21 protein-coding genes are annotated in these 23428 nt (G+C 52.6%); 9 read left to right on the top strand and 12 right to left on the bottom strand.

Annotated elements, in window-relative coordinates:
• Positions 1–5: 5 nt before the first annotated feature.
• Genes Q397_RS0111475 through Q397_RS0111455 form a run of 5 tightly spaced genes read right to left on the bottom strand, consistent with a single transcriptional unit; the run spans position 6 to position 5619 of the window.
• Entirely contained in the window at positions 6–899 is an 894-nt protein-coding gene (locus Q397_RS0111475) for a lysophospholipid acyltransferase family protein (protein WP_028879549.1), read from the bottom strand.
• Between the two features lie 10 nt (positions 900–909).
• Positions 910–1881 carry a tetraacyldisaccharide 4'-kinase gene (gene lpxK / locus Q397_RS0111470; RefSeq protein ID WP_028879548.1) on the bottom strand — a complete coding sequence of 324 codons (972 nt, stop codon included), beginning with the start codon at positions 1879–1881 and terminating at the stop codon, positions 910–912.
• Positions 1878–3158 carry a 3-deoxy-D-manno-octulosonic acid transferase gene (locus Q397_RS22170; protein WP_038013642.1) on the bottom strand — a complete coding sequence of 427 codons (1281 nt, stop codon included), beginning with the start codon at positions 3156–3158 and terminating at the stop codon, positions 1878–1880. The genes lpxK and Q397_RS22170 overlap by 4 nt, the downstream gene beginning before the upstream one ends.
• Entirely contained in the window at positions 3155–3847 is a 693-nt protein-coding gene (locus Q397_RS22165; RefSeq protein WP_038013639.1) for a lysophospholipid acyltransferase family protein, read from the bottom strand. The genes Q397_RS22170 and Q397_RS22165 overlap by 4 nt, the downstream gene beginning before the upstream one ends.
• Positions 3844–5619, bottom strand: coding sequence for an ABC transporter ATP-binding protein (locus Q397_RS0111455; protein WP_240475065.1), 1776 nt, complete (start codon positions 5617–5619; stop codon positions 3844–3846). Before Q397_RS0111455 ends, Q397_RS22165 begins: the two co-directional genes overlap by 4 nt.
• 120 nt (positions 5620–5739) lie before the next feature.
• Here Q397_RS0111455 and Q397_RS24160 point away from each other — a divergent pair, with 120 nt between their 5' ends.
• Positions 5740–6516 carry a BUD32 family EKC/KEOPS complex subunit gene (locus tag Q397_RS24160; protein WP_028879546.1) on the top strand — a complete coding sequence of 259 codons (777 nt, stop codon included), beginning with the start codon at positions 5740–5742 and terminating at the stop codon, positions 6514–6516.
• Here Q397_RS24160 and Q397_RS0111445 read toward each other — a convergent pair.
• Together Q397_RS0111445 and Q397_RS0111440 are read right to left on the bottom strand one after the other, a co-directional pair.
• On the bottom strand, positions 6491–7840 hold the full coding sequence (locus tag Q397_RS0111445) for a TldD/PmbA family protein (protein ID WP_028879545.1): 1350 nt from the start codon (positions 7838–7840) through the stop codon (positions 6491–6493). The two genes, Q397_RS24160 and Q397_RS0111445, sit on opposite strands and share 26 nt — an antisense overlap.
• A 75-nt stretch (positions 7841–7915) precedes the next feature.
• Positions 7916–9424 carry a UbiD family decarboxylase gene (locus Q397_RS0111440; protein WP_028879544.1) on the bottom strand — a complete coding sequence of 503 codons (1509 nt, stop codon included), beginning with the start codon at positions 9422–9424 and terminating at the stop codon, positions 7916–7918.
• A 93-nt stretch (positions 9425–9517) separates the two neighbouring features.
• Here Q397_RS0111440 and Q397_RS0111435 point away from each other — a divergent pair, with 93 nt between their 5' ends.
• The 6 genes from Q397_RS0111435 (at position 9518) to arsB (ending at position 17445) form a co-directional block, all read left to right on the top strand.
• The gene (locus tag Q397_RS0111435) at positions 9518–9829 is read left to right on the top strand and encodes a hypothetical protein (RefSeq protein ID WP_028879543.1); all 312 of its coding nucleotides are present in this window, start codon (positions 9518–9520) and stop codon (positions 9827–9829) included.
• 148 nt (positions 9830–9977) lie between these two features.
• Entirely contained in the window at positions 9978–11768 is a 1791-nt protein-coding gene (locus tag Q397_RS0111430) for an HD domain-containing phosphohydrolase (protein WP_038013637.1), read from the top strand.
• A 105-nt stretch (positions 11769–11873) separates the two neighbouring features.
• Complete coding sequence (locus Q397_RS0111425; protein ID WP_028879541.1) at positions 11874–12761, top strand: DMT family transporter; 888 nt, start codon at positions 11874–11876, stop codon at positions 12759–12761.
• A gap of 82 nt (positions 12762–12843) precedes the next feature.
• A complete protein-coding gene (pgi, locus tag Q397_RS0111420; protein ID WP_028879540.1) occupies positions 12844–14493 on the top strand; it encodes a glucose-6-phosphate isomerase in 1650 nt (549 codons plus the stop codon).
• Between the two features lie 3 nt (positions 14494–14496).
• Positions 14497–16353 (top strand): DNA mismatch repair endonuclease MutL, encoded by a 1857-nt coding sequence (mutL, locus tag Q397_RS0111415; RefSeq protein WP_028879539.1) that lies wholly within the window; start codon positions 14497–14499, stop codon positions 16351–16353.
• Positions 16354–16404: 51 nt separating this feature from the next.
• Positions 16405–17445: an ACR3 family arsenite efflux transporter gene (gene arsB, locus Q397_RS0111410; RefSeq protein ID WP_240475064.1), complete on the top strand. Its 1041-nt coding sequence runs from the start codon at positions 16405–16407 to the stop codon at positions 17443–17445.
• On the opposite strand, the gene rsmD is transcribed toward arsB, so the two are convergent.
• From rsmD to Q397_RS0111395, 3 genes are read right to left on the bottom strand one after another with little or no spacing between them, the layout of a single operon-like run.
• A complete protein-coding gene (rsmD, locus tag Q397_RS0111405; protein WP_028879537.1) occupies positions 17442–17993 on the bottom strand; it encodes a 16S rRNA (guanine(966)-N(2))-methyltransferase RsmD in 552 nt (183 codons plus the stop codon). The genes arsB and rsmD overlap by 4 nt on opposite strands.
• The gene (locus Q397_RS22155) at positions 17974–18978 is read right to left on the bottom strand and encodes a pseudouridine synthase (protein WP_084149036.1); all 1005 of its coding nucleotides are present in this window, start codon (positions 18976–18978) and stop codon (positions 17974–17976) included. The genes rsmD and Q397_RS22155 overlap by 20 nt, the downstream gene beginning before the upstream one ends.
• Entirely contained in the window at positions 18975–19694 is a 720-nt protein-coding gene (locus tag Q397_RS0111395) for a gamma-glutamyl-gamma-aminobutyrate hydrolase family protein (protein ID WP_028879536.1), read from the bottom strand. Before Q397_RS0111395 ends, Q397_RS22155 begins: the two co-directional genes overlap by 4 nt.
• A 29-nt stretch (positions 19695–19723) precedes the next feature.
• On the opposite strand from Q397_RS0111395, the gene Q397_RS0111390 reads away from it, so the two are divergent.
• Positions 19724–20173 carry a nucleoside deaminase gene (locus Q397_RS0111390; RefSeq protein ID WP_038013635.1) on the top strand — a complete coding sequence of 150 codons (450 nt, stop codon included), beginning with the start codon at positions 19724–19726 and terminating at the stop codon, positions 20171–20173.
• Positions 20174–20181: 8 nt separating this feature from the next.
• Here the strand turns inward: Q397_RS0111390 and Q397_RS22150 are convergent, their stop codons facing one another.
• Both Q397_RS22150 and Q397_RS24155 read right to left on the bottom strand, forming a co-directional pair.
• On the bottom strand, positions 20182–21717 hold the full coding sequence (locus Q397_RS22150) for a YifB family Mg chelatase-like AAA ATPase (protein WP_038013632.1): 1536 nt from the start codon (positions 21715–21717) through the stop codon (positions 20182–20184).
• Positions 21718–21767: 50 nt separating this feature from the next.
• Positions 21768–22979 (bottom strand): S1C family serine protease, encoded by a 1212-nt coding sequence (locus Q397_RS24155; protein WP_084149035.1) that lies wholly within the window; start codon positions 22977–22979, stop codon positions 21768–21770.
• Positions 22980–23170: 191 nt separating this feature from the next.
• Here Q397_RS24155 and Q397_RS24705 point away from each other — a divergent pair.
• Positions 23171–23428 (top strand): transposase (locus tag Q397_RS24705; RefSeq protein WP_156950703.1); only part of this gene is annotated, 258 nt, incomplete at its 3' end.

Below are 23428 nucleotides of genomic sequence, written 5' to 3'. Positions count from 1 at the left end.
TGTGATTAGTCTTTGGGCCAGCGGCGATGCAGCCACAGCCACTGGTCCGGATGTTCACGCACCCAGCCTTCAATGACCTGATTGACCTCTGTCATAATCTTTAGGATATCGTCTTTGCGATTGTCCGTTTCGGTAACGTCCAGTGGGGCGGTAAAGATGATTTTAAAGTTTGCGCCTTTGGTGCGCACGATCCGAACGGGGACCAGTGGGCATTTATAGCGCAAGGCAAACTGGGCCATGGCAGGGGCGGTCATAGCGTCGCGCCCGAAGAAGGGCACCGCAATCCCGTCATTCATTTTCTGATCCACCAGCAAGGCAAGATGACCGCCCTTTTTCAGATGGTCCATGGACATGCGTGCGCCCTTAATCCCCTTGGGGATCAGGCCACAGCCTTCCGGATTACGCTTTTCAAAGATAGAGCCAACCCACGGGTTGTCAGGGGCGCGATAGATCAGATCGACCGGTAACGGCGGGGTTGCCTGGGCGACAGATCGGGGCAAAAATTCCCAGTTTGCCAAATGGGCAGAAAAGAAAATGCCGCAGATCCCGTCATCACGCAGGAGGTTGATATATTCTTCGCCGACAATTTCAAAACGATCCGGTTGATCGTAGATATTGATTTTTGGAATATGTGGAATTTCAAACGCGGTACGTCCGATGTTGTCCCAAACGCCCGTTAAAATCTGCTGGATATCCTCGGCTGATTTTTCGGGGAAGGCGCGCTCCAGATTGTCCTTTGCCAACTTGTTGACTTTGGTCAGGGGGCCGAAGGTACGGGCCACCCAGCCGCCAAGGGCCGAGGCCAAATCAAGCGGGATAAGGGCCACAAGAAAGAAAACTGTATGAACGACAGCAGCTTGGAACGGGTGGGAAATGTACTTTTGAATGGTCGCGCGCATCACTCAAGACTCAATATTGTTTTAAGTGTTCGTTTAGCATGTCGGCTTGTTCAAAATCCAGTGTGATTTTAAGGGTTTCGATCCCGTCCTGTAAGGCGGGGGGCAAGCGCACGAAATCTTTTTCGGTGGTGACGAGGGTGGCCCCACTATTTTTTGCCTTTTCTTTCAAACTGTTAATTTCGTTTGCGTGAAAGAGGTGGTGGTCGCTGAACGCTTCTGTCCCAACAAGGTTGAGGCCCTGTTGGTTGAGGGTATCAAAAAACTTCTCCGGTCGTCCGATCCCGGCAAAGGCAAGGCAGGGGCGCTCTCGTAGCACCGGATTCTCTTCGGCGCGAATATGGGCCTTCAGGATCGGCAAATCCGGTTTGATCTGGTGTAATCGCTCGGTTGTACCCGTTGCATCATCCCCGATCAGGATGGCAAGGTCCGTGCGGCCTAGGCCGTTTTGTAGACTTTCGCGCAAAGGTCCGGCGGGGAAGACGCGTTCGTTGCCATGCCCAAAGCCGCCATCAATGACAATGAGTGACAGGTCTTTATGCAAGTGCGGGTTCTGGAAGCCATCGTCCATAATGATGATATCTGCCCCATGTGCCACCAAGGCCTTGGCACCGTCAATGCGGTTTTGAGATACGCAGACCGGGGCATGTTGGCGCAGCAATAAAGGTTCATCGCCGACTTCTACAGCCTTGTGGGCAGTGGTGACGAAGACCGGACCGGTGAGGCTGCCGCCATAGCCGCGCGAGAGAAAGGCCGGATTTTTACCAAGACGACGCAACATCTTACAGAGGGCAATGGCTGTCGGCGTTTTGCCTGCCCCACCCATGGTCAGGTTGCCGATGCAAATGACCGGAATGTCGGCTTTAAAGTCCGCAAGTCGATTGGCGCGTGATGTGGTGATCTGGTTATAGAGGCAGGACAGCGGGGCCAAGAGTTTGGCGTAACAGGACGTTTGACCATGGGACCAGAAGGCAGGTGCTTTCATTCTCGCCCCCGTTGGTCCAGAGAAAAGGTCTTATTCAGGGCCTCATAGATACGATCCAAGGCCGCAGCTTCCCCATAGGCAACCTGTTTGGCCCGTTCTGCCAAGGCGTTGGCCTGTGCTGGATGGCTGAGAAGTTGGTTGACCTGTGTGGCGAGCTCCCCTTCATCTTTAACAATCGTGATGGCGTCAACCTCTTCAAAGCGGGTCATGATCTCCGGGAAGTTGGTCATATAGGGGCCACATAACAACGCGCAGTCCAGTCGTGCAGGCTCCAGCGGATTTTGCCCGCCAAGGGGCGCAAGGGATTTCCCCATAAACACGATGGGGGAGAGGCGATAAAACAGACCCATCTCCCCCATGGTGTCACAGAGGTAGATATCGGTTTGCGCATCCGGCTGCTGGCCCTTGGATCGTCGGGCGACATGTAAGCCTTGGGCGTTGAGGTCGGCCTCAATCTCATCGGCGCGGTTGGGATGGCGCGGTGCGATTAGGGTCAACAGGGTGGGGTGATCTTGTTTGACCTGTTGATGGACACGGCCTACCAACGTTTCATCGCCGTGATGGGTGCTGGCGGCTAGCCACACAGCGCGATCCGTGGTGAGGGCTTGAAGGGCAGCGAGGTCTTGATCGTCACAGGGCAGATCGGGCGACGCGTATTTCAGGTTCCCGACACAGGTGACATTTTGGGCGCCAAGGGTGCGATAATTTTCAGCGTCTTTTTCCGTCTGGGCGAGGAAGAGATCAAAGGTGGACAGCAGTTTTTTTGCAAAACCACCCACGCGCTGCCAATTTCTAAGGGACTTTTCCGACATACGGGCATTGATCAGCGCCATTTTTGTCCCGCGCTTGTGGCTTTCACACAATAAGTTGGGCCAAAGTTCGCTTTCTGCCCAAAAGGCCACATCCGGTCGCCAGTGATCAAGGAAGGCACGCACATAGGGCAAGCGATCCACGGGCACAAACTGATGGATCACCCCTTGCGGCAGTCGTTTTGCCATGAGTTCAGCGGAGGTGACGGTGCCGGTGGTCATTAAAATACGGTAGGCAGGCGCATTTTTTTGTAAGTGATCAATCAAGGGCAAGAGCGAAATTGCTTCGCCTACACTGGCGCCATGTAGCCACAGCACCAGCCCATCAAGGCGCGCTTGGCTGGCGATGCCGAGGCGTTCGTTAAACCGTGTCGGGTCTTCCTTGCCTTTGGCCAATCGTTTTTGCAGGTAGCGCGAGATCAAGGGCGCGGCAAGAGTTGTGGTCAGGCGATAGAGAGAATAGATCATGCCGCCTCCACTGGCGGATGCCCTGTCATTTCGTCGCAGGTATTTTGCACAGTGGTGAGGCTGTCTTCAATCTGTTGCTGGTAAGCCAAAAGCTCGTCCGCATCTGCTTTTTTGGGCACATGGATGGGATCACCCCAGACAAAGACACCTTTGCTAAAGGGAAGCGCAAGGCAAAAACGGTCCCAACTGCGCAAGTGCTTGCGTTTTGTGGTGCCAAACGCGCAGGTCAGCACAGGGACGCCGGACATTTTAGCGACACTGACAATGCCGTTGCTGGCCCGCATGCGCGGTCCGCGCGGTCCATCGGGCGTAATGCCGATACTTTCCCCGCCCTTAAGCGCTTTTAACATGGTGCGCAGCGCCTGCACTCCGCCTTTGGAGGTTGATCCTTCAACGGTCTGGATACCAAAATGCCCCACCGTCTTGGCGATCAGTTGCCCATCACGGTGTTGGGAAATCAGCATGTGGATATTTTTTTTGCGGTTCCAGCAATAGGGCATCAACAGGATGCGCCCATGCCAAAAGGCAAGGATGAAGGGCTTATCTTCATCCCAAAACTGTTGCGGGGTGTCCCCGTTAATTACCTGCCAAGTGCCTGTTAGATAGACCAAGCGGATATACTGCGCCCCGACCCAGCAGAGGAAGCTGCGAAATCCATTGGATTTTGTCAGGGATTTAATCAGTTTCATGCCTTTTGCGTCTCTTCTTCACTAAATTGCATGGCGTACAGTTTCGCGTAGATACCGTCTTGCTGAATCAATTGGCTGTGGGTGCCCTGTTCGGCAACTTGCCCTTTGTCGATGACATAGATCAGGTCCGCATCAACCACGGTGGACAAGCGGTGGGCGATGACCAGAGTGGTGCGATCCTTCATCAATTCTTGCAAGGCGTTTTGGACTTTGCGCTCGCTCTCCGTATCAAGGGCGGAGGTGGCTTCATCCAGCAACAGGATCGGGGAATTTTTCAACATGGCACGCGCGATGGAGACACGTTGGCGCTGACCGCCGGACAGTTTCACCCCGTCTTCCCCGACAACTGTGTCATACCCTTCCGGCAGGGCCATGATAAAGTCGTGGGCGGCAGCATGTTTGGCGGCAGCGATGATTTCGTCTTCCGTGGCATCGATTTTACCATAGGCGATATTGGCGCGCACGGTATCGTCAAACAACACGGTTTCCTGACTGACAAGGGCGCAGGATTTGCGCAAAGACCCCAGCTTGACACTCGCCACATCCTGCCCATCAATGGTGATTTTGCCCGCATTGATATTGTAAAAACGTGGAACCAGATTTAGCACGGTGGATTTGCCCGCGCCACTTGGCCCGACCAGCGCAACGGTTTTGCCTGCGGGGATGTGGATGTCGACGTCTTTCAGGGCGGCGGTGCCGTCCTCATAATTAAAGCTGACATTGTTAAAGGCAATCTCGCCTCCTTTCACGTCAAGATCACGGGCATTTTCTGCGTCTTTAATGTTTGGTTTAGTGGCGTGTAGGTTAAACAGACGCACAGCGCCGGCAAGACCGGCCTGCATTTCCGAGTTTAAATGCGCCAGACGTTTTGCAGGCTCATAGGCACTAAAGGCCGAGGCGAGGAAGGCGAAAAAGTCACCGGGTGTTTTGACGCCGTCGATGACCTGATAACCGCTATAGACGATGACGGAGGCGACGGTGAAACCGATGACCGTCTCCATAATCGGGGAGTTCAGGGCTTTCGTGCGTTCGGATTTAAACACCAGTCGGCGGATATTTTCCGTATGACCGCGCATCTGGGCACGTTCATACTGTTCCATCCGATAGGCTTTAACGTGGCGCACGCTGGAAATGCTCTGGGTGAGGAAAGTCAGGATTTTGCCAAACTCGATCTGCGTATTGGTGCTGACTTTACGGATGCGCTTGCCGATCTTAAGGACCGGACCAATGGTGATGGGAAAGACGATCAGGGCAAAAAGCGCCAGCTGCCAGTTGGTGATCAACATGACCGCGATCATGCCGATTAACAAGGTCACGTCTTTACCGGCGCTGGTTAACACCTTGGTTGCGGTATTCCGCATCAACACCGCATCGGTCATAAAGCGCGAGACAAGCGTGCCACTGGGATTGGCATGGAAAAAGGACAGGTCCATCTTCATCAGATGGTCATAGAGCCGCACCTGAAGGTCGGTCACAATGCGCAGGCCCATCCACGACATGGTGGCGGCTTGCCCAAATTGGGACACGCCCTTGATGATAAAGACGAAGATGATTCCGACCCCGACACTCCAGAGCATATCTGTGTTTTTCGCAATGAAAATCTCGTCCACAACCGGTTTCAGCAACCACATACTGAGTGCGGCGGAAGCCGACGAGACGGCCATGAAAATCAGGGCGATGATCAATTGCGTTTTATAGGGCAACACATTTTCGATGATGATGCGTTTCATCAAAGGAAAAGTGCGGCTATCCAGCTTATGTTCTGGTTCCAAAGTCGGGAAATCCTTCCTATTCATCAGGGATGGCGCGCACATTACCATGTGATTTGAGAATGTGCCATACCTTCATGTGCTTGCTTGTATTTCAGGCTAAAGTAGATTAAAGCTTCGCCCATGCAAAACGGACTTATCAAAGCAGTTCAGGACTACGTTGATCGCGGTGTTCCTGCGCGCAGTGTTCCCATCGACTGGGACGGGCAGCGCTACTGGATCAAAATTTCACTGACATGTCAGCGCAACATCTGGCACAAGGTACAGGATATCTTTGCGGGCCTCACCCGCATTGAATTGCTGCGCTCCACCGTGTCAGCTTCCGGTCAACAAGGGCTGGATGAAGAAGCCGCCCGTTTGGAACATGTGGCAAAGCGCGGCGTTTTGGTGCCCAAGGTGATTGCGCGTCAACCGGGTTGGTTGTTGCTGAGTGACATCGGCCCTTGTGTCTTTGATGAAGTTCAAAAACGCGATGACAAGGAACCCTTGCTGATCCGCGCCATCGAAAGTTTGGCATTGCTGCATCAAAAAGGTGGCTGGCACGGCACCGGGCAGTTGCGCGATATGGTGCTTTCCCCAGACGGGGAAGTTGGCTTTATCGATTTTGAAGAAGGCGTGGGCGAAGCCATGGGATGCGAAGCCGCCCAAGCGCGTGATGTGTTGCGTTTTCTGGTGTCGGTTGTACGCTTTGATGACGGCTCAGGCCAGTTGCTCACCCGTTTGTTAACCGCTTATCGCGCCCAAGCCCCAAAGACCGTGTGGCCGCATATTCGTCATGTGATGCGGTTTATCGGTATTCTTGCGGTGATCCTTAATCCGTTCCGCAAGAAGCTGGGGCGTGATGTGCGCGAAAGCTTGTTGGTGTATAACGCGCTTAAGCCGATTGTCCGGCAACCGTAAGACCTTCTAGTCGCACTGTCGGGGCGTTGGTGCCATAGCGGAATTCCAGATCGCTGGCAGGCGTCAGGTTCAGGAACATGTCTTTCAGATTGCCTGCGATGGTCAATTCGCTGACCGGATAGCTGATCTTGCCATTTTCAATCCAGAAACCGGCCGCCCCCCGGCTATAATCCCCCGTCACGCCGTTGACACCCATGCCGATCAATTCGGTAACGTAGAATCCTTCCTTGATGTCGGCCATCAAGTCTTCAGGGCTAAGCTCGCCAGCTTCCATATAAAAGTTTGTGGTGCTGGGTGAGGGGGCAGAGCCGGTGCCGCGTGCGGCATGGCCCGTGCTTTCCAGCCCCAATTGACGGGCTGTGCGTAAATCCAGAATCCAGCTTTGCAGCACGCCGTCTTCAACGAAGTTACGTTTTTTGTTGGCTAGACCTTCGCCATCGATGGGTTTGGAACGCAGGCCGCGTTTGCGGTGCGGGTCATCCACAATAGTAATGTTGGAGGCAAAGATCTGCTCTCCCATCTTGTCTTTTAAGAAACTTGTCCCGCGTGAGATGGAGCTGCCGTTGATCGCCCCGCTGAGATGGCCGAGCAAACCTGCGGAGACCCGGCGTGAATAAATGATGGGGACTTTTTGGGTGGCAACTTTGCGTGGGTTCAGGCGGGCAACTGCTTTTTCCCCCGCTGTGCGCCCGATGGTTTCCGGGTCGGTCAGGTCAGACGCATACACGGCTGTTGAATAGTCGTAGTCACGTTCCATCGCCGTGCCTTCCCCTGCCAAGATGGAGGCACTAATGGAACAACCCGATGAGGTGTAGGCATGGGATAAACCATTGCTGCCCACGATGGCAACGTCGTGGCGGCCCCATCCGGCCTCTGCACCTTCGGAATTTGTCACGCCGTCAACCGAACGGGCGGCATCTTCGGCTTTGGTCGCCCAGGAGATCAGGGTTTGTTCGTCCGGCTCATAGGGATCATAGCCATCGACATCGGGAAATTCCGTTGCCAACTGGTCAGGATCAGCAAGGCCGCAGAAGGTATCTTCCGGTACGACGCGGGCCATGGCAATGGCGCGTTCTACCAGTTCGTTTAACGCATCGGTTTTTAAGTCGCTGGAGGAAACGATGGCTTGGCGTTGTCCGATGAGGACGCGCAATCCAAGGTCTTGACCTTCGGAACGTTCCAGATTTTCCGGTTTACCCAGACGTTGGGATAAAGACAGCGACGTGCCTTCCACCATGACCGCATCGGCGGCGTCTGCCCCTAGACCTTGTGCTTTTTTGACAATATCGCTTAGAAGGTCGAGGTTTTTTTGATGTTGGCTCATGTGTGTTGTCTCTTTATCCAATTGTCTTTGTGTCTGGTCTTTAAGATATCCGCCTGAAAACTTCTGGCAAGGGCGTTATTTCCAAATCGGCTTGCCGGACCCCGGCAGACCCAGTTTGTCCCACATATCGCTGACCTTATCGACCACGTCTTGGTCCATGTAGATTTTGGTGCCCCATTCACGGTGGGTTTCATTACCCATCTTGTTGGTGGCATCCCAACCGACCTTGCCGCCTAACCCGCTTTCGGGGGAGGCAAAATCAAGATAATCAATCGGGGTATTTTCAACCAACATGGTATCGCGCACCGGGTCCATGCGGGTGGACACCGCCCACCAGACGTCTTTCCAGTCACGCGCATCGATATCATCATCCACCACGATGATGAACTTGGTATACATAAATTGACGCAAGAAGGACCAGCATCCCATCAAGACACGTTTGGCGTGACCGGGATAGGCTTTTTTGATCGACACCACGGCCACACGATAGGAGCACGCTTCTGGTGGTAGCCAAAAGTCCACAATTTCGGGGAACTGTTGTTGCAGCAAGGGCACGAACACATCGTTCAAAGCTTCGCCCAGCACGCTCGGTTCATCTGGCGGGCGCCCTGTGAAGGTGGAGAGGAAGATCGGTTTTTTGCGCATGGTGATGGCGCTGATCTCAAAGACGGGAAAGTTTTCCACGCTGTTGTAATAGCCGGTGTGATCGCCGTACGGTCCTTCGGCGGCCTCTTCATCATGGCGCACATAGCCTTCCAGCACGATCTCGGCTTCGGCAGGGACTTTCAGCGGGACGGTCTTACAATCGACCAGTTCGACCTTTTTGCCGCGCAGCAGGCCGGCAAATTGATATTCCGATAGGGTATCCGGCACAGGTGTCACTGCCGCCAAGATGGTCCCCGGATCAGCGCCAAGGACGATGGCAGCAGGCATGGGGGCGTTGTTTTTATCGACCCAGCGTTTGAAATGCTGTGCCCCGCCACGGTGTTTCAGCCAGCGCATGATGCAGCGGTCCTTGCCCAATACCTGCATACGATAGATGCCGAGGTTGAAATCGTCCGTTTTGCCGTTATCAGGTCCGCGGGTTACGACCAAAGGCCAGGTGATCAGCGGTGCAGGCTCTCCCGGCCAGCAGGTCTGGATCGGCAGTTTGGACAGATCAATGTCATCACCTTCCAAGACAACTTCCTGACAGGGCGCTTTGCGCACGGTCTTGGGTTTCATGGACATGACGGTTTTGGCAAGAGGCAGCAGCTTAAGCGCCTCTTTAAACCCGCCCGGCGGTTCCGGCTGTTTTAAAAACGCCAGTGTTTCCCCGACTTCGCGCAACTGCGACGGTTCGCGGTCCATCCCCCAAGCCACGCGTTCCACGGTGCCAAACAGGTTGACCAGTACGGGCATGTCATAAGGGGTGCCATCTTCTTTGACGACATTTTCAAACAGAACCGCCGGACCTTCTTCTGCGAGCAGGCGAGTCTGGATCTCGGTCATTTCCAGAACGGGAGAGATCGGTTCCTTGATGCGGACCAGACGGTCTTCGCGTTCCAGCTTGTCCATAAAGTCGCGTAAGGAAGAAAACGGCATGGTTTAACCCTTTAAGAAAAAACGTTCAGGTCTTCTCATAACAAGCTGTGAGGCAGACTTACAGATTTTTCTTGAACAAGGAGCGCAAAAAAGATGATTCCGGCCCAAATTACAAAAACACTTTTACAGTCTTTATTGAAAAATTTATTGACCGGCCACAATCAGCCGGATTATGCGCGTTTTCGTGCTCCCGATCTGGTTGCGGAGCTTTATGGTGATTTTTTCTGTGTTCTACATCACAGCGAAGATGATTTGTCTTTTGTAAATGAACTCATCGAGAAGGACCCCGACTGTCATACAATTAATCCGGTTGTGCAATTGCAGGCGTTGGTGGACTATGTTGAAATCACATTGGCAATTTACTCTGAGGTGGAATTAGGTAGCCCTCAAGTCTCGGTTCACTAGATTTTTTAGAATTTTTTGTATCTGCTTGTGAAACTTTGATATATTTACTTAGGGTTACTGAACTCCACTAAAGAACTAATAAAGCGAATTTATGCGCAGGATACTGTCTATAAGATTCGTCCAATAAAACCTTGAGAGAACGCTGTTTATGGCAGACGGAACTGTAGATCGTTTCAAAAAGCTACTTGATATTGGCTTGACCTTATCAACCGAGCGCAATTCCGTGCGCCTTATGGAAAAGATTCTGAACGAAGCTAAATCCATGTGCAACGCCGACGGCGGCACGCTTTATCGTATGGTTGATGACGATAAGCGGTTGCGCTTCGAGATCATGCGCAATGACAGTCTGAACATTTATAATGGTGGCACGTCGGGCAATGAGATCATGCTGCCGCCTGTTGAGCTGTATGACGCCGAAACAGGGGAAGAAAACCGCAAAAACGTTGCGTCTTATTGTGCCTTGTCCAAACATACCATAAGCATCGACGACGCGTATGAATTTGAGGGCTTTGACTTTCAAGGGACAAAAAAGTTTGATGAAGCGACGGGCTATCGGTCGCAATCTTTTTTAACGGTGCCGCTGTATAATAACGAAGGTCGCGTGATTGCGGTCTTGCAGTTGTTGAACGCGCAGGACTGTGACACGGGCGAGGTCATCCCCTTTGATGCGGAGTTGCAACCTTTTGTCGAAGCTTTGGCCGCGCAAGCCGCGATTGCACTGGACAATCAGTTGCTGGTCGAAGCTCAAAAACAGTTGCTTGTGTCTTTCATTGAATTGATTGCCGGGGCGATTGATGCCAAATCCGCCTATACAGGGGGACACTGTCAACGTGTGCCTGAATTAACGGATATGTTGGCAGAGGCCGCGATCAAGCAGAAAGAGGGTACCTTCGCGGGTTTCCATATGACGGAAGAAGAACAATATGAGCTTCATATTGCCGGCCTTCTCCATGACTGTGGTAAAGTCACCACCCCTGAATATATTGTCGATAAAGCAACCAAACTTGAAACCATCTATGACCGCATTCATGAAGTTCGGATGCGCTTTGAAGTCCTGAAGCGGGATGCGGAAATCGACTATCTGAAAAAGTTGGCGAAAACGGATGACGGTGCTGAAAAGCAGGCGCTGGATCAAGCGTTTCAGGACCGCCTTCCCCAACTTGATGATGATTTTGCTTTTGTGGCTGAATGTAATGTGGGCGGGGAGTTTATGGCACCTGAACGCATGGCCCGACTGGACGAAATCGCCAAGGAAACATGGACCCGCACCCTGTCGGATCGCTTAGGTATCGGGCATGAGGAATTGACCCGTAAACAGGCGTTGGGCGCAGAACCTGCCCTGCCGGTGATGGAAAAGTTATTGTCCGATCAGCCCCACCATATTTTTGCGCGTAAAGATAAATCCCTGTTTGAAGAGGATAACCCGTTTGGCTTTAAAGTTACGCCACCACAAAATCTTTATAATCAGGGCGAACTTTATAACCTGAAAGTCAAGGCCGGTACGCTGACCGAAGAAGACCGCTTCAAGATCAATGACCATATGATCCAGACGATCATTATGCTGGAACAGCTCCCCTTCCCAAGATACCTCAGCCGTGTGCCGGAATATGCCGGCGGGCATCATGAAAAAATGAATGGCACCGGCTATCCGCGTCAATTGACGGGTGCTGACATGTCGTTACCTGCGCGTATGATGGCAATCGCGGATGTTTTTGAAGCTTTGACCGCTGCGGATCGCCCCTACAAACTGCCGAAAACCTTGTCGCAATCGTTAAAGATCATGTCCTTTATGGTGAAGGATCAGCATCTGGACGCAGATCTGTTTGAACTGTTTCTCGTAAGCGGAACATATAAGCACTATGCAGAGAAATTCCTGAAACCGGAACAGATAGACGAGGTGGATATCACCGATTACCTGCCGTCTAAAGCGGCGGAATAAAAGATCGGTTGAATTTTCCAGTGGATGCAAAACTGGACTTTCTGCGTCGGACATTCTAAAAGCCTCATTCGCTGCTTTGTTATCTCCTGTTGTATTGGATGAGCCGTGCGTATTTTCCTGCATCCTTATGTGCTGTTGTCGTTAGCTGTTTTGTTCTGGGCAGGGAACTCGGTCGTGGGGCGCGCTTTTGCAACGGATTTACCGCCCATTGGCATGGTGTTCTGGCGCTGGGTGATTGCACTGGTGATTTTGACGCCGATCTGTTTGAAGGCGTTTAAAAACGATCTCCATATCTTGCGTCAACATATCCCTTATCTGGCGGTGCAGGGCTTTCTCAGCATCACGATGTTTAACATGCTGCTTTATTGGGGATTGCATTATACCAATGTGGTCAATACCTCCTTGGTGCAGGCGGCCATCCCGGTTGTGACGCTCTTTTTCTCCGTTGTGATCCTGCGCAAAGGCCTTAATCCGCTGGGGGTGGTCGGGATGGCCCTGTCTTTGGTGGGGGTGAGCTGGGTCGTGTTGCGTGGGGATGTGGCGACCTTTTCCACATTGGATTTCAACCCCGGTGATTTAATCATCTTGGGTGCGGTCTTTGTCTGGGCGGTTTATACGGTCCTGTTGGCAAAAATCCCTGCGGGTCTGTCGCGATTTGGGTTTACCTATGCGTTGGTGATTGCGGGGATTATCTTTTTGATCCCGCTTTATGGCTGGGAAATGTCGACGGGTGCGGAGATTGTCTTAAACCGTAATACGGTGCTGGCCTTTGGCTATATCGGCATTTTTCCGTCCGTGTTGTCGTTGTTATGCTGGAACCGGGGTGTGGAACTGGTCGGGGCGAATGTGGCAGGGACATTCTTGAATTTGATGCCGGTATTTGGCGCGGTTTTAGCGATGCTTTTGCTTGGCGAACATCTGCAAACCTATCATTATTATGGGATTGTGATGATCTTTAGCGGCATTTATCTGGTTACCAAGAAAAATGCCTAAACGAAATCGCGCTTGAGGGATTCCCTTTCCCTCAAAAAGCGTTTAGGCTGATTTTTTTTCAAATCACGAATGAAGCAGGACAATGAGCGCCCTGACAGACAATCCGGCATGGACAACCCTTCAAGCCCATTATGAAGATGTAAAATCGCTGCATATGCGCGACCTGTTTAAGCAGGATACGGACCGTTTTGAAAAATTCTCGGTGCGCTCCAGCGGGATTCTGCTGGATTATTCCAAAAACCGCATCACCGAACAGACCATGACGCTGTTGAGCGATCTGGCCCGAAGCTGCCATGTCGAACAAGTGCGCGACAAAATGTTTGCAGGCGAACATATCAACTCGACGGAAGATCGCGCGGTCTTTCACGTGGCGCTACGCAACCGTTCTGAACGTCCCATGATGGTGGATGGTGTCGATGTGATGCCGGAGGTGCGCGCCGTCTTAAACAAAGTGCGTCGCTTTAGTGAAGATGTGCGCAAAGGTCATTGGCGCGGGGTGACGGGCCGACCGATTAAAACGGTGGTGAACATCGGCATCGGTGGGTCTGACCTTGGAGTGATCATGGCCTTGCAGTCTTTGCGGAGTTATCAGCGTGATGATCTTAGCCCGCGTTTTATCTCCAACGTGGATAGCTCCCACTTGATGGAGACCTTGCGGGATCTGGACCCGGAAACCACGCTGTTTATTGTCGCCTCCAAAACCTTCACCACACAGGAAACCATGCTGAACGCCAGATCGGCGCGTTCTTGGCTGGTGAAACGCTTGGGCGGGGAGGCGGTTCGCAAACATTTTGTTGCCGTGTCCACCAACGAAGAAAAGGTCCGCGATTTCGGGATAGATACGGACTATATGTTCCCGTTTTGGGATTGGGTCGGGGGACGTTATTCGGTCTGGTCAGCGATTGGGCTGGCGATTGCGCTGGTCATCGGCTTTGATAAGTTTGAAGAGATGCTGGAAGGTGCGCACGCGATGGACGAGCATTTCCGCACCTCGCCCGTTGAACATAATATGCCGATCATTATGGCGTTGTTGGGGGTGTGGTACGCTAACTTTTTTGGCTGGTCCACCCATGCGGTCTTGCCCTATGACCAATACCTGACCCGTTTTCCGCAATATCTCCAGCAGCTGGATATGGAAAGCAATGGCAAGCGCGTGGACTTACAGGGGCGTCCGGTGGATTACACCACGGGGCCGGTTATTTTTGGGCACGCGGGCACCAATGCGCAACATTCCTTTTTTCAATTGCTCCATCAAGGGAGCTGGAATGTGTCGATGGACTTTATCGGGGTGGCGAACAACCATCATCCGTTGCGCGAACATCAAACGATTTTGCTGTCCAACTTCCTGGCTCAGACCAAAGCCCTGATGTTGGGAAAAACCGAAGAAGAAGCCCGCGCGGAAATGGCGGCAAAGGGGATGGCGCAAAACCGTATCGACAAGCTCGCCGCGCACCGCACCTTCCCCGGTAATAAACCCAGTAATTCTTTGGTGTTGCCGCTGGTGACTCCTTTTACCGTGGGGCAGTTGTTGGCGCTTTACGAACATAAGGTGTTTGTGCAGGGCATCATCTGGAACATCAATTCCTTCGACCAGTGGGGCGTGGAGTTGGGCAAGCAGTTGGCCAAAGACCTGACGCCAAAGCTGACCGGTGAAGTGCCGATTATGGACGAAGATGCCTCCACCGAAGGGCTGTTGAAATATATGAAACGACTGAAGAAAGAATTTATTTAAGCTATGGGTATTCGCCTTCTCCCTCAGACCCTGATTAACCAGATCGCCGCCGGTGAGGTGGTGGAGCGTCCGGCTTCTGCCATGAAAGAACTGGTGGAAAACGCGATTGATGCGGGTGCAAGCCGTATCGATATCGTGATGAAGGAAGGGGGGCGCGTCCTGTTATCCGTCACCGATGACGGCTGCGGGATGGAGCCGGAGGAACTGGAACTGGCGGTGCAACGCCACGCAACCTCTAAAATCCCCGATGAAGACCTGTTTAATATTGCGACGTTGGGCTTTCGCGGCGAGGCGTTGCCCTCCATCGGGTCGGTTTCGCGCATGTCTATCACCTCACGTACGGAAAAAGCGGAGAATGCCTGGTGCATCCGTGTCGAAGGCGGCGAAAAGCAGGGACCGGAACCTGCGGCGCATCCGAAAGGAACACGTATTGAGGTGCGTGATCTGTTTTTTGCCACGCCCGCCCGCCTTAAGTTCTTAAAAGCCCCGCGCACAGAACTGACGCATGGCATTGATACCGTCAAACGTCTTGCCATGTGCCACCCCGAAATCGGCTTTACGCTGGGTGATGGTGTGCGCACATTGTTGAAACTGCCTGTCGCCCATGGTGATTTGTTTGAAGCGACACTGGAACGGTTGCGCGGCATTATGGGTAAAGAGTTTGCAGAAAACGCGGTGCCGATTGAGGCGGAGCGCGACAATGTGCGTCTGACCGGCCATATTAGCTTGCCGACCCTGAACCGGGGCAACAATGCCTTACAGTTCTTTTTCGTCAACGGGCGTCCGGTCAAGGATAAGCAGCTGTATGGCGCGATCCGGGGGGCGTACCGTGACTTTTTGGCCCATGATCGCCATCCGTTGCTGGCGCTGTTTATTGAACTGCCGCCGCGCGCGGTGGATGTGAACGTCCATCCGGCAAAGGCGGAAGTGCGTTTTCGTGATCCGCAAGGGGTACGCGGTCTGATCGTCAGTGCGTTAAAACAGGCGCTGAACGGAGCAGGGCATTTGGCCTCAACCACCGTCAGTGACGAGGCGCTGGCCTCCATGCGCGCACCGATGCAGCATCCGCAACAGTATGAGATGGACCCGCGCACGATCGAGATGGCACGGGCGATCACGTCGCCGCATCACTCAAGTGGTGTGGGTCATTATGTGCCGGAAGGTTTGCGTGAACGTGCGGCGAGTTTTCAGGCCCCGCTAAGCGGATTTGATGCCCCACCGCAAGCCAATGTGCAGCAGTCTTCTGATGTAGCGATGTCTGCCCCGCCGGAACAATACCCTCTTGGCGTCGCGCGTGCCCAGTTGCATGAAACCTATATCATTGCGCAAAGTGGCGATGCGATCATCATGGTTGATCAACATGCGGCCCACGAACGATTGGTCTATGAACGCATTAAAAATGGCGTGGAAGCCAATGGCGTCAAACGCCAAGGCTTGCTGATCCCCGAAGTGGTGGAGCTGGACCTTGCCGATGCCGACCGCCTGGTCGCGCGCGCAGCCGAGCTGGAAGAACTGGGCTTGGTGCTGGAAAATTTTGGCTCCGGCACGGTGGTTGTGCGCGAAGTACCTGCCATGTTGGGCGCAAAAGTCGACGTGCAGGGCTTGGTCAAGGATGTGGCCGATAGCCTTGCTGAAGTGGATGAGGCCATGTCCTTAAAAGATCGCTTGATGGATGTCTGCGGGTCCATGGCCTGTCATGGCAGCATCCGCGCTGGCCGTCGCCTCAGTCTGGATGAAATGAATGCCCTGTTGCGCGAGATGGAGGCAACGCCCCATTCTGGTCAGTGCAAACATGGTCGCCCGACGTATGTGGAACTCAAGCTCAAGGATATTGAACGTCTGTTTGGGCGGTCGGGTTAAACAATCCTGTGATTTGACATTTCGATAATATTCGAAATATAAAAGGGCCGGATGAATGATAACAAGGGGATCACGATGGGCCTTTTCGAGAGATATTTGACATTGTGGGTCGGACTGGCGATTGTTGTCGGGGTCGGCCTTGGCAGTGTCTTGCCCAACGGTTTTGCCTTTGTTGCGAAATTGGAAGTGGCTCATGTCAATCTGGTGGTCGCAGTCTTCATCTGGTTGATGATCTACCCCATGATGGCGCAGATCGATTTTTCAGCCCTTAAGGATGTGGGCAAAAAGCCGGCAGGCTTGATCTTGACTGTGGTGATCAATTGGTTGATCAAGCCCTTTACCATGGCGGCACTGGGCTGGCTGTTCTTTAAAATCTTTTTTGCTGATTTTGTCGATCCTAAAACGGCGGATGAATATATCGCAGGCATGATCTTGCTTGGTGTTGCACCCTGCACAGCCATGGTGTTTGTCTGGAGCCAGCTGACCAAGGGCGATGCCACCTATACGCTGATGCAGGTGTCCATCAACGATATTATTATGATCTTTGCCTTTGCGCCGATTGCTGCGTTTTTGTTGGGTGTCACCGATGTGCATGTCCCGTGGGAAACCTTGTTGATCTCGGTCGTGCTGTATGTGCTGCTGCCTTTGTTGGCAGGGGTTTGGACGCGCAAAAAACTGGAACGTAAAAACGATCTATCCCGCCTCAACGGGTTTTTGGACCGGATCAAGCCGTGGTCTATTGTGGGCTTACTGTCCACGGTTGTGCTGTTGTTCGGCTTTCAGGCGGAAACCATCTTTGAAAAGCCGCAAGCGATTGTGCTGATTGCGATCCCGTTAATGCTGCAAACCTACGGGATTTTTGTGGTGGCCTATGGGGCGGCAAAACTATTGAAGTTACCCCATAAAATCGCGGCCCCTTGTGCGTTGATCGGCACCTCCAACTTTTTTGAATTGGCGGTCGCGGTCGCGATTTCCTTGTTCGGGCTTCATTCCGGTGCGGCGCTGGCGACCGTTGTCGGGGTATTGGTCGAAGTCCCCGTCATGTTATCGCTGGTCGCGATCGCCAATAAAACCCGGTCTTATTTCCCTTAAGCCTGAAAGAAGATTACTTGGGCGGCGCCATATTTGCGCCGATCCAGTTCTTCAAATCCATCCGGTGTGATCCAGTTTTCTTTTCTGGACACTTCGACGACAAACAGGGTTTTGTCTGCGACCCACCCTTTGGCTTTTAGGGCGGCAATGGCCAGATCGTTCAGGCCCGACTTGTAAGGCGCATCCATAAAGATCAGGCTGCACGGATTTTGGGCGGTCGTGGGGGCGGTGGCATCCACGCGCATGGTATGGATTTGCGTGCGATCGCCCAGACCTTTCAGGTTCTGCATCAGGCACTTCATGGCGGTTTCGTCTTTATCCATAAAGGTCACATGCTCTGCCCCGCGCGAATAGGCTTCGATACCTAATGCCCCTGTGCCGCAAAACACATCCAGCACACGACCGCCGCGCAAGGCAGAACGCCCCCAGCTTTGGTGTTCCAGAATGTTGAAGATCGATTCACGTGCACGATCCGAGGTGGGACGGGTGTCGCGTCCCTCCGGCGCTGTCAGCTTGCGCCCTTTATATTTACCGCCGACGATCCGCATTTGGCTTTCTTCCTTTTTGGGGACCTTTGCGCGGACCGGTTCTGCGGTCGCTTTCGTCCGTATTTTTGTCACGGCGTGGACCTTTTCTCACGCCTTTTTCCGATGGTTTCGTGCCACGACGTGGCCCTTTGCGGGTGTCTTCTTCGTCTGCGGCTTTATCACGGCGCGGGCCTTTAAAGCGCGGCTTTTCCTTGGCTTGGGCAAAGCCTTCTTTGCTCGCGCCTTTGCTGTTACCGCTAATGCCAGCAACTTTACCGCCAAACCATTCGCTTAGGGCTTTGCGCGGGATTTCTTCTAATTCTCCTTGCGGGAGTTTACCCAATTGGACGGGCCCGTAGTCGGTCCGGATCAGGCGGGTCACTTCATAGCCAAGCGATTCCATGACACGGCGAACCTCGCGGTTTTTACCTTCGCGGATGTTGATATTGATCCAGGCATTGGACCCTTTTTGCACATCCAAAATGGCTTCGACCGGTCCATATTGCACACCGTCGATGACCGGCCCTTCTTTCAGGGCGGCCAATTCATCTTCGTTGACGCGGCCGTGGACGCGCACGCGATAACGGCGCACCATGCCACTGTCTGGACGTTCCAGATAACGCGCAAGCTCGCCATCGTTGGTCAACAGCAACAGACCTTCGGTATTAAAATCCAGTCGTCCGACAGAAATCACACGCGGTGTGCCTTGGGGCAGTTGTTCAAAAACCGTCGGGCGACCTTCGGGGTCTTTGTTGGTGGTGATCAGACCGCGGGTCTTGTGAAAGCGCCAGAGGCGCGGCGGCTGTCTGTCGGGTAAGGCTTTGCCGTCAACCACGATGATGTTGGTCGGCACCACGTTCAGGGCGGGGCTTTTGATGATCTCGCCATCGACGCTGACGCGGCCTTCTTCGATCATGCGTTCGGCCTCGCGGCGCGAACAGACACCGGCGCGGGCAATCACCTTGGCGATCCGGTCACCTTTTAGGGTCAATTTATCATCACTCATGATCGGCTAGCCTCAATAAATGCAGCGAAGATTTTTTTATCACCTTCGCAGATATGGAATTCCGGGTGCCATTGTACACCCAGACAGAATTTTTTGTCCGGTACTTCGATCCCTTCCAGGACCGTATCCGGTGCGGTGGCATTGATGACAACGCCTGCGGGTTCGTCCAACACGGCTTGATGATGGGCGCTATTGACGCTCAGTTCATCTTCCCCAACGATGTTGTGCAACAAGGTGCCTGTTTTCACAGTGACCGTATGGCCTGCCTCGTCACGCGGGTTCGGTTGTTCGTGGGGCAGGCAGTCTTTATACAGGTCCGGGATATGCTGAACCAGCTTACCGCCCAAGACTACATGCAACAATTGTTGACCGCCGCAAATCCCCAAAATCGGCATGTCGCGTTCAAGCGCGCCTTGTACCATCGCCCATTCAAAACGGGTGCGTTTGTCCTTGGTGATAACCGTGTCATGGACATCACTTTCCCCATACATAGCGGGGGAGACATCAAAGGCACCGCCCGTCACAACCAGCCCGTCAATGAGGTCGAGATACTGGTTTGCCAGCTCCGGCTCATGGGGCAGGGGAAGGGGCAGGCCACCGGCATGGGCAACCGCACCGGCGTAATTTTCGCGTAACGCATACCAGTCGAATTTTGAATAGGCGCTCGGGCTGCCGTCTTCGCTATCCATGGTAATGCCAATCAGGGGAGTTTTCATAGCCACACTCATAACGCTGTATTATAACGATGTCTATGAGTGATTATATGGAACAAGCCTTAAAAGAAGCTGAAAAGGCAAAATCGCGCGGGGAAGTCCCCATCGGTGCCGTTATTGTGGCCCCGAACGGGGAGATTATCGCGCGGGCGGGCAACCGCTGTGAGGAAGATCATGACCCGTCTGCCCATGCAGAAATTCTGGCGATCCGCGAAGCAGGACGCGCCCTTGGCAGCGCACGCCTGATCGATTGCGACCTCTATGTCACGCTGGAACCCTGCACCATGTGCGCCACCGCGATTTCCTTTGCGCGGATCCGCCGTCTGTACTTTGGGGCTTATGATCCTAAAGGCGGTGGGGTGGACCATGGCGCGTGTTTTTATAATCAACCGACCTGTCATCATAAGCCGGAAGTGTATGGGGGCTTACGCGAAACCGACTGTGCAGATTTGCTTACGTCCTTTTTTAAGGAAAAACGTTAGGGCATGCCTTACACGGCAAAAGCTGTCTTTTCCTTTCGGATGATATTGGGGCGATAGGACAGGCTTTCGGCAATATGTCGGCTGTGCACCTGTTCTGTTTGTTCCAAATCCGCCAAGGTGCGCGCCACACGCAAAATACGGTGGTAGCCGCGTGCGGACAGTTTCAGCTTATTGGTGGCTTCCAACAACAGGTTTTTGCCCGCCGTGTCTGGTGTCGCGATGTTTAGCAGCAATTCCCCATCGGCCTCGGCATTGGTGCGGATGCCGTGGGCTTCATAGCGGGTGCGTTGGATCTGGCGGGCGGCGTGGACCCGTTGGCGCACCTCGACACTGCCTTCTTGGGCGGGTGGCAGGTGTAAATCAGCAGGGCTGACGGGCGGGACGTCGAGGTGCAAATCAATCCGGTCCAGCAAGGGGCCGGAGATTTTATCGCGATAACTTTCCGCACATTTGGGCGCGCGTGAACAGGCAAGTGCCGGATCACTTAAATGCCCGCAGCGGCAGGGGTTCATCGCGGCGATCAGTTGCACACGCGCGGGATAACTGACATGAGCATTGGCCCGCGCAATTTCTGCCCGGCCCGTTTCCAGCGGCTGGCGTAAGGCTTCAAGGGCGGGGCGGTTATATTCTGGCAATTCATCTAGAAACAGCACACCCAAATGAGCAAGGGAAACTTCCCCCGGTCGCACCCGATGTCCCCCGCCGATCAGCGCGGGCATGGAGGCGGAATGATGGGGATCACGAAACGGGCGATCCACCATCAAGCCACCTTCGGGCAGCGTGCCTGCAATGGAATGGATCATGGAGACTTCAAGGGCTTCATAGGCATCAAGGGGCGGCAGGATACCGGGCAAGCGACGTGCGAGCATGGATTTGCCTGCGCCGGGTGGGCCACAGAGCAACAGGTTATGATTACCGGCGGCTGCAATCTCAAGGGCGCGTTTGGCACTTTCTTGCCCGCGAATATCACGCAGGTCTAAGGCATCGCGGGCGGTATTGCGGTTTGCTTTAATCGGGGTTGGACGTTCCAACAGGCAACGGCCTTTAAAATGGTTGACCAATTCCAGCAGACTATGCGGCGCGATGACGTCTAAATCTCCGGCCCAAACCGCTTCACCGCCTTGGGCTTTGGGGCACAGGATATTGCGGTTGTTGACTTGTGCATGAATGGCAGCAGGCAAAACCCCGGCAACGGGGGAAAGGCGCCCATCAAGCGCCAGCTCCCCCAGCACGATAAAGGGCATCAACTCTTCTTCCGACAGCACATCCATGGCAGTGAGCAGGCCGAGGGCAATGGGTAGATCAAAGTGTGATCCTTCCTTGGCAAGATCGGCAGGCGATAGATTGACCGTGATCCGTTTGGGCGGCAGGGACAGACCAAGCGCACTGAGCGCAGAGCGTACCCGCTCGCGCGCTTCTGAAACCGCCTTATCTGCCAGCCCGACAATGTTAAGCGCGGGCAAGCCATTGGTGATGGAAACCTGAACCTCGACCTCAATAACGTCGATGCCTTGGAATGTGACAGTTGTGATCCGTGCGGTCATGATACCCTCTCTGTAAAGTTTGAAAGGGTTATGGAAAGGTTAGAGAGGTTTTAGTTGCAGAGGATTTGTCCCGTAAATTCTTTTGCTTTTTCTGTTAAATCGACAAGGGAAATGATCTTCGAATTAATTGTAGAACTATAAGGAATATTATTGGTATCTAAGAAATTGATGATGAGATTGTTCTTGAGGGAGAAATTGACATTTTGTGGAATATCACCGGTTTGGGCAGCTATATATAGTGCGTTCAACTTTTCGGTTACGATGCCAATGACATTTCCTTTATCATCAAAAAGTGGACCACCGCTGTTTCCGGGTTGAACTGGTGCGGTAATTTGAAAAAACCTCGAATCATCACGAATACCAGTCAACGCGCTAACATTACCGCTTGTTACGTTTCCTGACGTGGACAATGTTGATACTAGAGGAAATCCATACAGACTAACGGGTTCCCCAGCTTTAATACTTTTTGTGGAACGTAATTTTCCGTAAGAGGTTGGCTTCATGCTACTTTTGAAAATGGCAATGTCATTAATTTGGTCTGCTTTAATGAGCGTGATTTTTGATGTTTGTTGATTTGGCATTTTCAACGTTATGTCTGAGCAATTGGAAACGACATGGGCGTTGGTTAAGCCATACCCATGCTGATTAATGAAAAAACCAGTTCCACTAGATGTGGAAGGAGTTCGTTTTCCGCCTTCTATAGGACCTTTGTTGGCGTTTTTTAAAGCTAATTTAAGGCTATTAACCCAGCTTTGAATTCTAAGGTGTTGGTTGGTGCCGAAGTCAAAGCCTAAATTGCTTCTCGAGCCGTCTTTTCTTTGAACATACCAAGAGGTTTGTTGTGGGTTCGGTAAATATTGCCAGATTATATAGTCATAACCACTAAAGGATGGGCTTTTAGTAAGCGAGGTTCTCTGCAAGTCAACTTTATTAAAGAGTTGACTCTTTTTAACAGCATCAAACAGATATTTTGCATTTATCTCCATTGTATCTACGAGATATTGTCGACCATCTTCGTTGGTGTTATGAGGATTAATCAGGCCGTTTTTTAAGTATTCAAATCGAGTAGGGAAAACGAAAAGCGCGCTCCCATTCTTTTCTGAGGTGCTTTCAGAAACATAATCCATATTTCGTGAATAGAAATTATGAATGGCGTTCACCGCATCGTTTCTACTTGAGTAGGTCGTTCCATTGTAAGTGTAAGTGCTGGCGCACCCACTAATGTAAAAAGCTAAAAATAATAAGGTAATGGATTTTTTCATTTCGAAGGAACCGATGAGTGAATATAGCCAATTTCAATTTATTATATTAAATGCTGAATATGGGACTACTAATAATTTACATGAAACTTATATGTACGAAAATGGCAATGAGGCTAGGCCGTAAACTCATAAAATTCCTTCCTGTATCAGCTTGAATATGATTCAACCTTCCAAAAGATTTGGAGGGAATTATGAGCCGCCGCCGTTTTGAGCTTACAGACTATGAATGGTCGATCATTGAACCGCTTTTGCCTCAAAAAAGCCGAGGCGTTCCACGTGTAGATGACCGCCGTGTTTTGAACGGCATTCTCTGGCGGTTTCGCACAGGGTCTCCTTGGGCAGATGTGCCTGAACGCTACGGTTCATATACGACCTGTTACAATAGGTTTGTTCGTTGGCGAAAGGCTGGTGTTTGGGATCATCTTCTTGAAGAAATTTCAAAAGCTTAT

The sequence above is a fragment of the Terasakiella pusilla DSM 6293 genome (genome assembly GCF_000688235.1).
GTDB lineage: Bacteria > Pseudomonadota > Alphaproteobacteria > Rhodospirillales > Terasakiellaceae > Terasakiella > Terasakiella pusilla.
This window is presented reverse-complemented; position numbering and strand designations above follow the sequence as displayed.

What these genes read in the sequence shown, in the direction of transcription:
- mutL (WP_028879539.1), top strand. Translation starts at nt 14,497, where the DNA reads ATGGGTATTCGCCTTCTCCCTCAGACCCTGATTAACCAGATCGCCGCC.
- Q397_RS22155 (WP_084149036.1), bottom strand. Translation starts at nt 18,978, where the DNA reads ATGAGTGATGATAAATTGACCCTAAAAGGTGACCGGATCGCCAAGGTG.
- Q397_RS24155 (WP_084149035.1), bottom strand. Translation starts at nt 22,979, where the DNA reads ATGAAAAAATCCATTACCTTATTATTTTTAGCTTTTTACATTAGTGGG.
- pgi (WP_028879540.1), top strand. Translation starts at nt 12,844, where the DNA reads ATGAGCGCCCTGACAGACAATCCGGCATGGACAACCCTTCAAGCCCAT.
- Q397_RS0111440 (WP_028879544.1), bottom strand. Translation starts at nt 9,424, where the DNA reads ATGCCGTTTTCTTCCTTACGCGACTTTATGGACAAGCTGGAACGCGAA.
- Q397_RS0111395 (WP_028879536.1), bottom strand. Translation starts at nt 19,694, where the DNA reads ATGAAAACTCCCCTGATTGGCATTACCATGGATAGCGAAGACGGCAGC.
- Q397_RS0111390 (WP_038013635.1), top strand. Translation starts at nt 19,724, where the DNA reads ATGTCTATGAGTGATTATATGGAACAAGCCTTAAAAGAAGCTGAAAAG.
- arsB (WP_240475064.1), top strand. Translation starts at nt 16,405, where the DNA reads ATGAATGATAACAAGGGGATCACGATGGGCCTTTTCGAGAGATATTTG.
- lpxK (WP_028879548.1), bottom strand. Translation starts at nt 1,881, where the DNA reads ATGAAAGCACCTGCCTTCTGGTCCCATGGTCAAACGTCCTGTTACGCC.
- Q397_RS22170 (WP_038013642.1), bottom strand. Translation starts at nt 3,158, where the DNA reads ATGATCTATTCTCTCTATCGCCTGACCACAACTCTTGCCGCGCCCTTG.
- Q397_RS0111445 (WP_028879545.1), bottom strand. Translation starts at nt 7,840, where the DNA reads ATGAGCCAACATCAAAAAAACCTCGACCTTCTAAGCGATATTGTCAAA.
- rsmD (WP_028879537.1), bottom strand. Translation starts at nt 17,993, where the DNA reads ATGCGGATCGTCGGCGGTAAATATAAAGGGCGCAAGCTGACAGCGCCG.
- Q397_RS22150 (WP_038013632.1), bottom strand. Translation starts at nt 21,717, where the DNA reads ATGACCGCACGGATCACAACTGTCACATTCCAAGGCATCGACGTTATT.
- Q397_RS24160 (WP_028879546.1), top strand. Translation starts at nt 5,740, where the DNA reads ATGCAAAACGGACTTATCAAAGCAGTTCAGGACTACGTTGATCGCGGT.
- Q397_RS0111430 (WP_038013637.1), top strand. Translation starts at nt 9,978, where the DNA reads ATGGCAGACGGAACTGTAGATCGTTTCAAAAAGCTACTTGATATTGGC.
- Q397_RS22165 (WP_038013639.1), bottom strand. Translation starts at nt 3,847, where the DNA reads ATGAAACTGATTAAATCCCTGACAAAATCCAATGGATTTCGCAGCTTC.
- Q397_RS0111435 (WP_028879543.1), top strand. Translation starts at nt 9,518, where the DNA reads ATGATTCCGGCCCAAATTACAAAAACACTTTTACAGTCTTTATTGAAA.
- Q397_RS0111475 (WP_028879549.1), bottom strand. Translation starts at nt 899, where the DNA reads ATGCGCGCGACCATTCAAAAGTACATTTCCCACCCGTTCCAAGCTGCT.